Source organism: Streptomyces sp. NPDC005811 (genome assembly GCF_040630405.1).
Taxonomy (GTDB): Bacteria; Actinomycetota; Actinomycetes; order Streptomycetales; family Streptomycetaceae; genus Streptomyces.
In genome coordinates, this window is the sequence record NZ_JBEXXK010000065.1 from 29421 (window position 1) to 41626 (window position 12206).

11 protein-coding genes and 1 pseudogene are annotated in these 12206 nt (G+C 72.0%); 6 read left to right on the plus strand and 6 right to left on the minus strand.

Annotated elements, in window-relative coordinates; all coding sequences use genetic code 11:
* Window positions 1-24: 24 nt before the first annotated feature.
* From ABZ490_RS44235 to ABZ490_RS44245, 3 genes are all read right to left on the minus strand, one after another.
* Complete coding sequence (locus tag ABZ490_RS44235) at window positions 25-867, minus strand: citryl-CoA lyase (RefSeq protein WP_359003839.1); 843 nt, start codon at window positions 865-867, stop codon at window positions 25-27.
* Window positions 860-2050, minus strand: coding sequence for a CoA transferase (locus ABZ490_RS44240; RefSeq protein WP_359003842.1), 1191 nt, complete (start codon window positions 2048-2050; stop codon window positions 860-862). Before ABZ490_RS44240 ends, ABZ490_RS44235 begins: the two co-directional genes overlap by 8 nt.
* A gap of 71 nt (window positions 2051-2121) precedes the next feature.
* Window positions 2122-2943, minus strand: a complete 822-nt coding sequence (locus ABZ490_RS44245) for an IclR family transcriptional regulator C-terminal domain-containing protein (protein WP_359003845.1) — start codon at window positions 2941-2943, stop codon at window positions 2122-2124.
* Between the two features lie 265 nt (window positions 2944-3208).
* On the opposite strand from ABZ490_RS44245, the gene ABZ490_RS44250 reads away from it, so the two are divergent.
* Window positions 3209-4657, plus strand: a complete 1449-nt coding sequence (locus ABZ490_RS44250; RefSeq protein ID WP_359003848.1) for an amidohydrolase family protein — start codon at window positions 3209-3211, stop codon at window positions 4655-4657.
* Window positions 4658-4685: 28 nt separating this feature from the next.
* Window positions 4686-5225 carry a DoxX family protein gene (locus ABZ490_RS44255; protein ID WP_359003851.1) on the plus strand — a complete coding sequence of 180 codons (540 nt, stop codon included), beginning with the start codon at window positions 4686-4688 and terminating at the stop codon, window positions 5223-5225.
* Window positions 5226-5245: 20 nt separating this feature from the next.
* On the opposite strand, the gene ABZ490_RS44260 is transcribed toward ABZ490_RS44255, so the two are convergent.
* Entirely contained in the window at window positions 5246-5722 is a 477-nt protein-coding gene (locus ABZ490_RS44260; protein ID WP_359003854.1) for an NUDIX hydrolase, read from the minus strand.
* A gap of 59 nt (window positions 5723-5781) precedes the next feature.
* On the opposite strand from ABZ490_RS44260, the pseudogene ABZ490_RS44265 reads away from it, so the two are divergent.
* Both ABZ490_RS44265 and ABZ490_RS44270 read left to right on the plus strand, forming a co-directional pair.
* A pseudogene (locus ABZ490_RS44265) lies at window positions 5782-5879 on the plus strand (IS5/IS1182 family transposase); the annotation flags it as partial.
* A 6-nt stretch (window positions 5880-5885) separates the two neighbouring features.
* The gene (locus ABZ490_RS44270) at window positions 5886-6029 is read left to right on the plus strand and encodes a hypothetical protein (RefSeq protein ID WP_359003924.1); all 144 of its coding nucleotides are present in this window, start codon (window positions 5886-5888) and stop codon (window positions 6027-6029) included.
* A gap of 9 nt (window positions 6030-6038) precedes the next feature.
* Here ABZ490_RS44270 and ABZ490_RS44275 read toward each other — a convergent pair whose 3' ends face one another.
* The gene (locus ABZ490_RS44275; protein WP_359003857.1) at window positions 6039-6530 is read right to left on the minus strand and encodes a MarR family transcriptional regulator; all 492 of its coding nucleotides are present in this window, start codon (window positions 6528-6530) and stop codon (window positions 6039-6041) included.
* A gap of 130 nt (window positions 6531-6660) precedes the next feature.
* Between ABZ490_RS44275 and ABZ490_RS44280 the strand changes: the two genes are divergently transcribed.
* Both ABZ490_RS44280 and ABZ490_RS44285 read left to right on the plus strand, forming a co-directional pair.
* Window positions 6661-8025, plus strand: coding sequence for an aminotransferase class I/II-fold pyridoxal phosphate-dependent enzyme (locus tag ABZ490_RS44280; RefSeq protein WP_359003860.1), 1365 nt, complete (start codon window positions 6661-6663; stop codon window positions 8023-8025).
* A 119-nt stretch (window positions 8026-8144) separates the two neighbouring features.
* Window positions 8145-8831: an HAD-IA family hydrolase gene (locus ABZ490_RS44285; RefSeq protein WP_359003863.1), complete on the plus strand. Its 687-nt coding sequence runs from the start codon at window positions 8145-8147 to the stop codon at window positions 8829-8831.
* On the opposite strand, the gene ABZ490_RS44290 is transcribed toward ABZ490_RS44285, so the two are convergent.
* Window positions 8828-12115, minus strand: a complete 3288-nt coding sequence (locus tag ABZ490_RS44290; protein WP_359003866.1) for a BTAD domain-containing putative transcriptional regulator — start codon at window positions 12113-12115, stop codon at window positions 8828-8830. The two genes, ABZ490_RS44285 and ABZ490_RS44290, sit on opposite strands and share 4 nt — an antisense overlap.
* Window positions 12116-12206: the final 91 nt, after the last annotated feature.

The following is a 12206-nucleotide window of genomic DNA, read 5'->3' on the forward strand; positions in this document are numbered from 1 at the left end:
GGGTGGAGGGCGGCGGGCGCGGGATCAGGCCTCGCGTCGCCCCTGCGCGAACGGTTCCGGGGCGTAGGGATCCGGGGGGACAGGGGTGTTGTTGAGGTCGACGGACAGGAAGACGTCCCGGGCGACCGGACGGCGCAGTTCCTCGGCGAGCTGGCCGATCAGCCCGGCGGTGCGGGCCAGGAGGGCGAAGCCGCGCAGCAGCGGCAGCGGGAGCCCCAGGTCCGCGAGGGCGGCCCCGCAGACTCCCGCGCCGTTGAGGGGGAGTGTCCTGTTGAGCACGGTCGGGTGGACGCGGCCGATGGCGGCGAACAGGGACAGGTGCGGGCCAAAGACACCTTCTTCCCGCGCGATGCGCATCAGCCGCGGCGTACGGGGATCGCCTTCCTTGTGCACGTGGTGCCCCAGTCCGGGGACGAACGTGCCGGCCGCGCGCTGTTCCCGGACCGTGCGCAGCGCCAGCTCGTCCCAGTCCGCGTCCTGGGCGGGAAGGGCGCCGTCCAGGGATTCCAGGACGTCGTGCAGGAAGCGGCCGGTGTCCTCGGTGACACCGAGGAAGCGTGACCCGCCGCCGAGCAGACCGGCGGCGAGCGCCCCCTGCACCGAGTCCGGCGCCGACAGGTAGGTCAGCCGGGTGACGATGGCGGTGGGGGTGAAGCCGTGGTCGGCGAGTGCGGCGAGCACCGCCTCGAAGACGCGTGTCTCGCCGGGGGTGGGCCGTCGTTGGGTGGCCAGCCAGAAGGCGAGTTCCCCGAAGCCGACCGAGCCCATGATGTCCTCGGCCAGGTCGTGCCCGAGCAGGGTGATGGTCTTCAGGTCGGACGCGCCCAGAGCGGTGGGGTAGGCGGGGCGGGATGCCGGTTCAGCCATGCTCGTTCTCCTCGGGCTCGGACAGCCACTTGCGCAACTCCACGCCGTGTTCGTTCAGTTCGGGAGGCGGCAGCCGGTAGGTGGCGGGTGTGGCGGAGAACCGGATCGGGTGCCGTGTCGTGGGCACGGCACGGTCGCCCTCGCCGACCGTGACGACCGGGTCGAGTCCGAATCGCTCGGCCATCGCGAAGCCGCCGTCGATGGTGTTGATCGGACCGCTGGGTACACCGGCCTGGACCAGGGCTTCGAACCACTCGGTGGCGCCGCGGGTCACCAGCCTCTCCACCAGCAGGGGACGCAGCTGTTCACGATGGGCGGTGCGGTCGGCGTTGCGCGCGAAACGCGGATCGTCGGCCACCTCGGGTATGCCGAGCACCTCACAGAGCTTGCGGAACTGGCCGTCGTTCGCCGCGGTCACGATGAGGTCGTTGTCGGCGGTGGGCAGGGGCTCGTACGGGAAGACGCTGGGGTGGGCGTTGCCCATGCGGTACGGCACGGTCGCGCCGGCGACGTAGGCCGAGCTGTGGTTGACGAGTCCGGTCAGCGCCGAGGACAGCAGGTTCACCTCGACGAGCTGGCCCGTGCCCGTGGCGTCCCGGTGCCGCAGTGCGGCGAGGATGCCGATCGCCGCGTGGTTGCCGGCCATGACGTCGAACACCGAGATCCCGGCCCGGTAGGGCGGCCCGTCCGGGTCGCCGGTGAGGCTCATGAGTCCGGAGATGGCCTGCACCATCAGGTCGTAGCCGGGGACATGGCGGCCGGGCCCGGCGCCGAAGCCGGTGATCGAGGTGTAGATCAGCCCGGGGTTGTCCCGGCGGACCGATGCGTAGTCCAGTCCGTACTTCGCCATGCCGCCGGGCTTGAGGTTCTCGATCAGGACGTCCGCCCGGGCGGCCAGTGCGCGGGCGACCCCGGCGTCGTCCTCGTCGCGCAGGTCGAGGCTGATCGAACGCTTCCCTCGGTTGATCCCCAGGTAGTAGGTCGAGACCTCGCCGCGCGTCGGGGGAGTCCAGGTCCTGGTGTCGTCGCCGTCCGGTCCTTCGACCTTGACCACGTCGGCGCCCAGGTCGGCGAGCAGCATCGTGGCGTACGGCCCGGCGAGGATCCGCGAGAAGTCCGCCACCAGCACGCCGGAAAGGGGTCCCGCGGTCCCGGGCCGAGCGGGCTTGGCGCTCTGCGACATCGAGCATGCCTCTCTGTCCGTCCAGCGGACGAGTGTCCGTATGGCGATTCTGTGTCGCGAGCGGGAGGGCGTCAAGGCCTGGTGATCGCCCCCGCCGACTGGATGGTGTGCGGTACGGACTCCAGCCGGGCGAAGTCCACGCTGATCTCGCCGGCGGTGTGCAGGAGGAGCGGCAGGTAGTCGTCGAGCAGCACTTCGGTGGAGGTCTCCGCGGCGTGGGCGTTGACATTGATGCTCGCGATCACCCGGCCCGAGCCGTCACGCAGCGGGGCGGCCACCGAACGAATGCCCCTGGCCAGCTGCTGGTCGGTCATGGCCCAGCCGCGTGCGCGCACCTCGCGCAGCTCGGCCTCCCAGTCGGCGCGGTCCGGCTGCCACACGGGCTCCAGTCCCGAGCGGCTCGGCTCGCCGATGATCCGGGCCGCCTCGTCGGGTGGCAGCGCGGCCAGCAGGACCTTTCCCAGCGAGGTGGGCAGCGCGGGGAAGCGGGTGCCGATCTGCACGGCGAGGGTGACGATCTTGGGAACGGACACCCGGGCGACGTAGAGGATGTCAGAACCGTCGAGCTGGGCGATCGAACAGGATTCGTTCGTGCGCCGGACCAGCCGCTCCAGGTGGGGGCGGGCCACGTCCCACAGCCCCATCGAGCGGATGTAGGCGACGCCGAGGTCGAGGACGCGCGGGGTCAGGGCGAAACCGCCGGCCTGCTGTTGGACGTAACCCAGCTCGGTGAGGGTGAGCAGGATCCGCCGCGCGGTGGGCCGGGCGAGGTTTGTCGCCGCCGCCACGTCGGCCAGCGACATCACGGGCTGCCGGGGCTGGAACGCGGTGATGACCTCCAGGCCGCGGGCCAGCGCCTCGATGAAATCGGGTCCGGTTCCTTCGCGGGGCATGATGCTCCTCTACACGGGGTCGGCTGCGGCTGTCCGTCTCGCGGACAGCTCGTCGATCCACTCTACGCAGCGAGAATGGCACGGATTCCGCTGCAGTCCGAGGGTAGACCTTCTAGCTGTCCGTCAGACGGACAACTGGCCTCAATCGTGGTGCTGCATCCCGCAGCGCATCGAGTATTGACACAGGACACGGGCTCTCACCACCATCGGCTGACACCATCTGCCGTTGTACGGACGATTGTCCGATGGAGAGTCGGAGATTCAGATGAGCGAGTCCACCCCGTTCCAGGCGGGACGCCCCGTCGTCCTTCGCGGCGGCACGGTGCTGCCCATGGACGGCACCCGGCGGGTGCTCACCGACACGGACGTGCTCGTGATCGGCGACCGGATCGCCGCGGTCGGCCCCCGCCTCGCCGTCCCGGAAGGGGCGGTGGAGATCGACGCGTCCGGCGGCATCGTGATGCCCGGCATGATCGACACGCACCGGCACATGTGGCAGACGGCGATGCGCGGGTACGGAGCCGACTGGACCCTCACCCAGTACTTCGTCTGGTACTACCTCGAGCACGGCAAGGCCTTCCGGCCCGAAGACGTGCACGCCGGGAACCTCCTGGCCGCCGTCGAGGCGCTGGACGCCGGGGTGACCACGGTCGTCGACTGGTCGCACGGCCTGCAGACGGTCGACCACGCGGACGCCGCCGTGGACGCGCTGGAGGCGGTGCCCGGCCGGTTCGTCCTCGCCTACGGCAACATCCAGCAGGCGCCCGCGGAATGGACCGCGGCACCGGAGTTCCGGGACTTCGTCCGCCGACGCATCACCGGTGACGACATGCTGGGCTTCCAGCTCGCCTTCGACGTCACCGGCGACCCCGCCTTCCCCGAGAAGCCCGCCTTCGAAGTGGCACGCGAGCTGGGCGTCCCCGTCACCACCCACGCCGGCGTGTGGGGCGCCACCGACGACGACGGCATCCGGCTGATGCACGAGCACGGCTTCATGACCTCGGAGACGGTCTATGTGCACGCCTCGACCCTCTCGGCCGACTCCTACCACCGCATCGCGGCGACCGGCGGCTCCATCTCGGTGTCCACGGAGAGCGAGCAGAGCGCCGGGCAGGGCTACCCGACGACCTGGGCGATCCGCTCCCACGACATCCCGGTCTCCCTGTCGATGGACACGAGCGTGTGGTGGAGCGGGGACCTGTTCTCCGCCATGCGCACCACCCTCGGCGCCGACCGCGCCCGCGAGCACCTGGACGCCCACGCCAAGGGGGAGACCGTCACCCACAGCGCCCTGCGCGCCGACCAGGTCGTGGAATGGGCGACCCTCGGCGGGGCCAGGGCACTCGGCCGCGCGCACGACCTGGGCAGCATCGAGGAGGGCAAGAAGGCCGACCTCGTCCTGCTGAAGAACGACCACTCACCGGTGTCCTTCCCGGTCCTCAACCCCTACGGGCACGTGGCGTTCCAGGCCCAGCGCGGCGATGTGCACACCGTGCTCGTCGACGGCCGGGTGGTCAAGCACGACCACCGGCTGCTCGACGTCGACCTGGCCGCCGTACGGCACCAGGTGGAACGGACCGTCGAGCACCTGCGGTCGACGATGGGGGAGGAGGCCTGGGCGAAGGGCATGAACCCGGACATCCCCGAGGCGAAGCTCCTGGACAACCCCTACACCTACACCGACTACCGCAGCGCTACGACGCACCAGGGCTGAACCCGGCGGCACGACGGAAGGCCACGCGATGACCGTGGGACTGCTGCTCCTCCGGATCCTGCTCGCCACCCTGCTCTTCGGCCACGCACTGCAGAAGCTGCGCGGCTGGTTCGGGGGAGCCGGCCCCGCGGGCACCGGGGCCGTCTTCGAACGCTGGGGCTTCGTCCCCGGGGCCCGGATGGCCGTGACGGCCGGCCTGGCGGAACTCGTGGGCGCGGCGTCCATCGCCCTCGGCCTGCTGACACCCGGCGGCTGCGCGATCGTCGTCGGCACCATGACGGTCGCCGCCGTCGCGACCTCGGCCCAGGGTTTCTGGGCCCAACGCGGCGGGTGCGAGCTGCCCTTCTGGTACGGCGCCGTAGCGGCGGTCCTCGGAATCACCGGCCCGGGTGCGTACTCGGTCGACGACGCGCTGGGCCTGCCCTGGGCCTCCGGCAACGGCTGGGGCGCCGCCGGCCTGGCCCTCGGACTGCTGGCCTCCACCGTCCCGCTCATCTCCCGCAGCCGCGTCCTCCGCACACGGCAAGCGGGGGAGCGAGGCGAGCCGGACCCCGCCGTCGAGAGCTGAGAGCCCGTTGAACGCCGCTGTCAGGCGACCCGTTCCCGGGCGTGCTCGCACAAGTGGCTGACGAGTTCGGGCGGTTGGAGTGCGAGCGCCGCGAGAGCAGACGCGTCCGGCGCGACCCGGACCGCCGAGAAGTCGCCGGTATCGGGGTCGTCCAGCTCGGGACCGCCACGGCGGCTGGGATCCATGTCCAGCAGCTCGGCACGGAAGTAGTGCCGTACGACGGTGACCTCACCGCCCGGCTCCGTCAAGGTCAGGAACTCGGTGGCCGCGCCGATCGTGGCACCCAGCTCCTCCATGACTTCGCGGCGCAGGGCCGCTTGGAGGTCGGCGTCGTAGCCTTCGACACCTCCACCGACCGTCGTGACGTACGGCGGGCACCCCGGCCAGCTGCGGCGCCCGCTTGCCGACGGCTCAGACCCAACCCCTCGGCCAACCGAAGGTGCGGGCCCTGACCGAACCCAAGATCGACGCCGACTTCCTCTTCCGCGATGAGGCACAGGACACCAGTCCGGTCCTGGGGCAGGTCTTCACCGCTCAGCGTGCACACGCCCAGCCTGTCATGGTCACTCCGGCCGATGTCCAGGATCGAGACGTAGCCCGCGAGGTCCCTGGGCGGATTCGGTCTACGCCGGCCGGCTGGTCGACTGGGCGAAGGGCTTCTTGCACCTGACGATTCGTACGGTCTCCCGGCCCAAGGGCGCGACCGGGTTCGTCGTCCTCCCCCGTCACCTGGGGGCGGCCATCACCGTGATGACCCGCCGCCTCACCCAGCCGACCGGTCATGTCCTCCAGGCAGTACCCTGACGCGTTCTCTCACCGGGTGCCTTCGCGAAGTGCCTTGTCGATCACGCTCAGTGCGCCGATCAACTGCGCGTGGTCGTCGGCTGTCAGTGGCTGGACGAAGTACTTCTCCACGACCTCGGCGTGGACGGCCGCCGCATGCAGGAACGCCGTACGTCCCTCGGCGGTCGGTTCCACCAGGACCACCCTCCGGTCCCCGGGGGACTGGACGCGGCAGACCAGGCCGGCTTCTTCCATGCGGTCGATCAGGCGGGTGGTGCCGCTGCTGGTGAGGGTCAGGTCGTCGGCGAGCTGCCGCTGGGAGACCTGCTCGCCGGGCTTGCGACAGAGCCGTATCAGCACCTCCAGCATGGTGTGGCTGATCCCGCACTCGCGTCTCAGTGCGCGGTCGATGCACTGCTCGAGGCGGGTGGCGGACTTGATCAGCAGGCCGAAATCCCGCACCAGCCGGCTGTTGGCGGCGCGGGCGACGGCCTCCTCGCTGTGCTGAGGTGTGGGGTTCATTGCCGCCAAGTTTACTGCCTCCTCACCTACTGCCTCCTCACCCACTGCCATCTCAATTGCTGAGCAATCAATTGCTGACTAGTCAATGAAATCTTAGGGTGGGCGCACACCGTGACCGAGAGGGAGTTCAATGGATCTGCAGCACTGGCTCGGCCGAGCAGCCGACGCAGTACAGAACTGGGCCGACACCTTCGGCCCCTACCAGCAGCACCTGTCCCTCCACGTGGACGACGACCGATTCGCTTCGGTCTTCGCGGAGTTCACCGGGAGGCTGAAGGACAACTACCCCTTCTTCCACCCGCACTACGCGGGCCAGATGCTCAAGCCCCCGCACCCCGCCGCGGTCGTCGGTTACCTCACCGCCATGCTGATCAACCCCAACAACCACGCCCTGGACGGAGGCCCCGCAACCGCCGCGATGGAGCGCGAGGTCGTCGCGCAGCTCGCCACCATGTTCGGTTACGACACCCACCTCGGTCACCTCACCACCAGCGGCACCATCGCCAACCTCGAAGCCCTCTTCGTCGCCCGAGAACTCCACCCGGGACGCGGTATCGCTCACAGCGCCGACGCCCACTACACCCACGGTCGTATGTGCCACGTCCTGGGCCTGGTGAGCCACCCCGTCCGCACCGACAGTCAAGGCCGTATGGACCTCGAAGCGCTGGAGGACGTACTGCGCACCGGACAGGTGGGCACCGTCGTCCTCACCACCGGCACCACCGGACTGGGCGCGGTCGATCCCGTCCACGACGTGCTGCCCCTGGCCGAGCGGTACGGCGTCCGCATCCACGTCGATGCCGCCTACGGCGGCTTCTTCACGCTCCTGGCCGGTGCCGGCAGCCCCGAGGCGCTTCCGCCCGAGCCCTGGCGGGCCATCGCGCGGGCCGACTCGGTCGTCGTCGACCCGCACAAGCACGGCCTACAGCCCTACGGCTGTGGAGCGGTCCTCTTCCGCGACCCCGAGGTGGGCCGCTTCTACCTTCACGATTCGCCCTACACCTATTTCACCTCCACCGAGCTCCACCTCGGCGAGATCAGCCTGGAATGCTCCCGCGCCGGCGCCTCCGCGGCAGCCATGTGGCTCACCCTCCAACTCCTGCCGCCCACTGTCGACGGCCTGGGCCAGGTCCTGGCAGCCGGCCGGCGAGCGGCCCTGAAATGGGCGGACTTGATCGAGGCGTCCGACGTCCTGGAGCTCTACCAGCCACCACAGTTGGACATTGTCACCTACTTCCCTGTTGTCGCCCCCGCGACCCTCACCGGCATCGATGCAGCCTCCGCCCGCATCCTCGCGGACGGTATGACCAGCTCCGAGCCCGTCTACCTCAGCACGCTCAAAGCCGGCCACGAAGGGTTCACCGCCCGCCACCCCGAGATCACCGCAGACACCGACGGTGCCCGGATCCTCCGCAGCGTCCTCATGAAGCCGGAATCCGAACACCACGTCCCACACCTGCACAACCGGGTCGAGCAGCTGATCCGGGCCCGCTGACCCCGTCACACCAGCCTCGGAGAAGGGCCGACGGGACGCCGTCCGACGTCATGGAGCGCGGTGCCCGTGCGGCCAGGAGGGTCGACCGACCGGCGTCCGGTCGCCATCCTGGACAGGTGATGACTCGACCGGACTCTGCGCGGGCTCTCCGTGCCGTTCTCTTCGACTCGGGTGGTGTCCTGATGCGGCCGATCGGCGGCCGTTGGAATCCTCGGGCCGACTTCGAGGAGACCGTTCTCGCCCATGCCCCGTCCGTCGCACCGGCGCGATTGACGGCGGCCATCGCTGCGGGGGACCGATTCCTCGCCGCGTCGTCGTCGACACCCGACTACGACGACTACCACCGCGTGGTGCTCCGCCACCTCGGCGTGGACCCGGCCCCGCGACTCCTCGCCGACCTCCGCCGCGACGTTCCGGCGCCGACGTATCTGGAGACGTACCCGGACGTCGAGGTGACCCTCGTCGAGCTGCGCCGGCGCGGAGTGCGGATGGCCGTGGTGTCGGATGCCTGGCCCGACCTGCCCGACCTCCATCACCAACTCGGCATCGGCCGGTTCTTCGAGGCGTACGCCATCTCCGCCGTTCTGGGCTGCACCAAGCCCGACCCACGCATGTACCACCAGGCCAGCACCACACTGGGTCTCGCACCCGGGCAGTGCCTGTTCGTCGACGACGACCCGGAGCTGGTCGCCGCGGCGATCCGGCTCGGCTATCCGGGACGCACACTGTGCCGGGACTCGGCCGTACCGGCCGTGTCTGCGGTGCCCGCCGTCGCCTCCCTGACACAACTGCTGGACCTGTTCTAGCGCATCCCGTCCTCCCGGGACAGCCGGGCAGGGTCGGCCACGGCCATGGCCGCCCTGTGGTCCAGCTCCCAGCCCTTTCCGTACGCCGCGGCGAAGGCGTCCGCGCCCAGCGCGGCCCGCCCGCTGAGGGTGAGGTCGCGCACCTGCGGGTCGGTGTGGTCGTGCGTGCCGCGCAGCCGGGAGGCGGCGCCGAGCCGGACCGCGGCCTCCTGATACAGCTCGCGCGCGTCGGCGAGCGCGGCGGTGTGCACCGCCACCAGCGCCAGGACGGGCAGGTCCCGGGTCCGCAGCGCCGCCGTGCAGGCCGTCGCCAGCGCCTTCCGCGCGCCGGCCGGGTCGCCCGTCCGCAGACAGAACGCGGCCCGTGCGGTGCCGGTCAGCGTCCGCGCGTGGTCCCCGGGGAAGGGGAGGGAAGCGGACAGACCCCGCTCTGCCGTGTCGAGGAGCTCCCGCGCCCGGTCCAGCTCGCCGAGCCGCACCCGGAAGCCCGCCTCCCACGCGTCGACCAGGAACAGCAGCGCCGGAGCCCGCGCGCGCAGCGCCCGCTCCCGGGCCGAGTCGAGCAACGCGATCACCCGGTCGTCGTCCCCGCGGCGCAGATGCAGGTCGATCCAGCGCAGATCGCCGAAGACCGTGTCGGCCAGGCTGAGCGAGCCGAACCCGTCGGCCGGCGACCGCGCCTGGAGCAGATCGGCCAGCGCGCCGTCCAGGTCGCCGTCGTACTGCCGCAGCCGGGCGCGCATCGGCAGAGCCTCGGCCTGCCCCCAGCGGTCGCCGACCCGCCCGAAGCAGGCCAGCGCCTCCTCCACATCGGCGCGCGTACGGTCGAGTTCGCCGGCGTTCTCGGTGAACTGGGCGCGGAACATACGGGCCAGCCCGGCCAGCCACACGTCGTCGCCGTCGGCCAGCCGCTCGATGATGGCGGGCGTGGTCTTCTCTCCCTGCGTTCTCTCCGCCTGGAGGAAAGCGAGAGGGAGTGCGGCGAGCGCGCCGTACGGGCCGGGCAGCTCCGGATACGCGAGCAGCCGGTCGGCCAGTTCCAGGATCCCGGCCCGGTCGTCCGCGGCCTGGCCGGTCGCCGTGACCGGCCGGGCGTCGCCCCGGTTGAGCAGGTGGATCGCGTGCGCGCAGTCACGCTCGGGCGTCGGCCGGCCGCCGGGCACCGCCAGCGCCTCGCCCAGCCAGTGGGCCGCGTCGGAGGTACGGCCCAGCATCTGCCAGTACCAGGTCAGATCCAGGGCGAGCGCGACGGCGCCGGGGGAGTCGCCGGTGTCGCAGCGCCGGCGCAGGGCGGCGAGCGTGTTGTCGTACTCGGCGCCGATCCCGCGCAGGGCCGCCGGCTGACCGGGCCCGCGCAGCTGCGGGTCCAAGCGGGCCATCAGCGAGGCGAAGTGGCCGGCGGCCAGATCGCGGACGGTGCCGAGCTCGTCCCGGCCGGCCAGCTGGTCGGTGCCGTACTCCCGCAGTGTCTCCAGCATCCGGTAACGGCCCGGGGCGGGCGCGAGCTGGAGCAGCGACCGGTCGACCAGACCGGCGAGCAGCTCGGGAACGTCCGCGGCCGGTACCGCCGTACCGGCGCAGAGGGCGGTGGCCGAGGCCGTGGTGACGCCGCCGGGCAGGACCGAGACGCGTTCGGCGACCGTGCGTTCGTGTGCGCCGAGCAGGTCCCAGCTCCAGGCGATGACGGCGCGCAGCGTGCGATGGCGGGGCAGAGCGGTCCGGCTGCCGGTGGTGAGCAGCCGGAAGCGGTCGGACAACCCGTCCGCCAGCTCGGGCAGGGACAGCGTCCGCAGCCGCGCCGCCGCCAGTTCGAGAGCCAGCGGCATTCCGTCCAGACCCCGCACGACCCGCAGCACGTCCGGCAGCGTCGCCTCGTCGACCGCGAAGCCGGGGCGCACGGCCGCGGCCCGTTCCACGAACAGACGTACGGCCTCCGCGTGTCGCGCCTGTTCGACGCCGTCGTCCGGGCCGGGCAGTGCGAGCGGGCCGAGCGGCACCAGCGCCTCGCCGTCGACCGCGAGGGGTTCACGGCTGGTGGCCAGCACGCTCAGCCCGGGGCAGCGCGGCAGCAGCGCCGCGACCAGGCGGGCCACGGCCTCGATCAGGTGCTCGCAGTTGTCGACGAGGAGCAGGCTCTCCCGGCCGCCGAGCCGGTCGACGAGTACCTCCACTTCGTCGCCCCCGCCTCCGCTCCTACCCCCGGGCCGGGCTTCGAACGTCGCGCCGCCGCGCAGTCCGGTCCCGGCGAGCAGCGCCGCGCCCACCTTGGCCGGCTCGGTGACCGAGGCGAGGTCGATCATCCGGGCTCCGTCGCGGTACGTCCCGTGCCGACGGCGCGCGGCCTCGACGGCGAGCCGGGTCTTGCCGGCGCCGCCGGGACCGAGCACGGTGACCAGACGGCCCGCGGCGAGCAGCGCGTCGATCCGCGCGAGGTCGTCGTCGCGCCCGACGAAGCCGGTCAGCGGCGCGGGCAGGTTGCTCGCCGCGGTCCGCGCGAGGGTGGCGGCCGGGGTGGGCCGCTCGGCCCGCAGCAGACGCGCATGGCGTTCGCGCAGGGCGGCGCCCGGGTCGGTGCCGAGTTCGTCGGCGAGGGTTGCGCGGATCTGCTCGTAGCGGGCCAGGGCCTCGGCCGGGCGGCCCTGGGCGGCGAGCGCGTCCAGCAGCAGTACGGCCGCCCGCTCGTGGACGGGCTGTGCGGCGAGGAGCGCGGTCAGCCGGACGACGGCCGCGTCGGCACGGCCCAGGGACAGTTCGGCGTCGGCGAGGTCGGCGACGGCCTCGGCCGAGGCGTGCGCCAGCCGGGTCGCGACGGCCGGTGCCACCGCGGCGACGGCCGCCGGTTCGGCTCCCGGCGGCTCGGCTCCCGGGGGATCGGCCCACAGCGCCACGGCCTCCCCGAGCACCGCCGCCGCGCCATGACGGTCCCCGGCCCGCAGGCGGTCCCGGCCGACGGCGCAGAGCTGTTCGAACCGCAGCGCGTCCACGTCGGCCGCGTCCACGTCCAGCCGGTAGCCGCCGGCGTCCTGCGCGACCCGGCCGGCCGAGCCGAGAATCCGGCGCAGGCGTGAGACGAGGGCCTGCAGCGCGTGGGCGGGGTCGGCAGGCGGCTCCTCGGCCCAGATCGCGTCGACCAGCGCGCTCCGGGCGACCGTACGACCACCGGCGAGGGCCAGCCGTACGACCAGAGCCTGCAACCGCGCACCTACGACGGGCAGGGCGGCGTCACCGCGAGACGCCTGGAAGCCGCCGAGCAGCGTGAAGCGAAGCCGCGTGTCGCCGTCCATCCCCCGATCCTCCCGTGCGTGACCTCGAGTCCCCAAATCGGCTCGCTGTCCCCGGTGTTCGGCCGGTGGCCCGACCGCGCCGACGGCGTAC

Coding starts and splice junctions, on each gene's coding strand:
- ABZ490_RS44235 (WP_359003839.1), bottom strand. CDS start 867: ATGGCTGAACCGGCATCCCGCCCCGCCTACCCCACCGCTCTGGGCGCG.
- ABZ490_RS44240 (WP_359003842.1), bottom strand. CDS start 2,050: ATGTCGCAGAGCGCCAAGCCCGCTCGGCCCGGGACCGCGGGACCCCTT.
- ABZ490_RS44245 (WP_359003845.1), bottom strand. CDS start 2,943: ATGCCCCGCGAAGGAACCGGACCCGATTTCATCGAGGCGCTGGCCCGC.
- ABZ490_RS44250 (WP_359003848.1), top strand. CDS start 3,209: ATGAGCGAGTCCACCCCGTTCCAGGCGGGACGCCCCGTCGTCCTTCGC.
- ABZ490_RS44255 (WP_359003851.1), top strand. CDS start 4,686: ATGACCGTGGGACTGCTGCTCCTCCGGATCCTGCTCGCCACCCTGCTC.
- ABZ490_RS44275 (WP_359003857.1), bottom strand. CDS start 6,530: ATGAACCCCACACCTCAGCACAGCGAGGAGGCCGTCGCCCGCGCCGCC.
- ABZ490_RS44280 (WP_359003860.1), top strand. CDS start 6,661: ATGGATCTGCAGCACTGGCTCGGCCGAGCAGCCGACGCAGTACAGAAC.
- ABZ490_RS44285 (WP_359003863.1), top strand. CDS start 8,145: ATGACTCGACCGGACTCTGCGCGGGCTCTCCGTGCCGTTCTCTTCGAC.
- ABZ490_RS44290 (WP_359003866.1), bottom strand. CDS start 12,115: ATGGACGGCGACACGCGGCTTCGCTTCACGCTGCTCGGCGGCTTCCAG.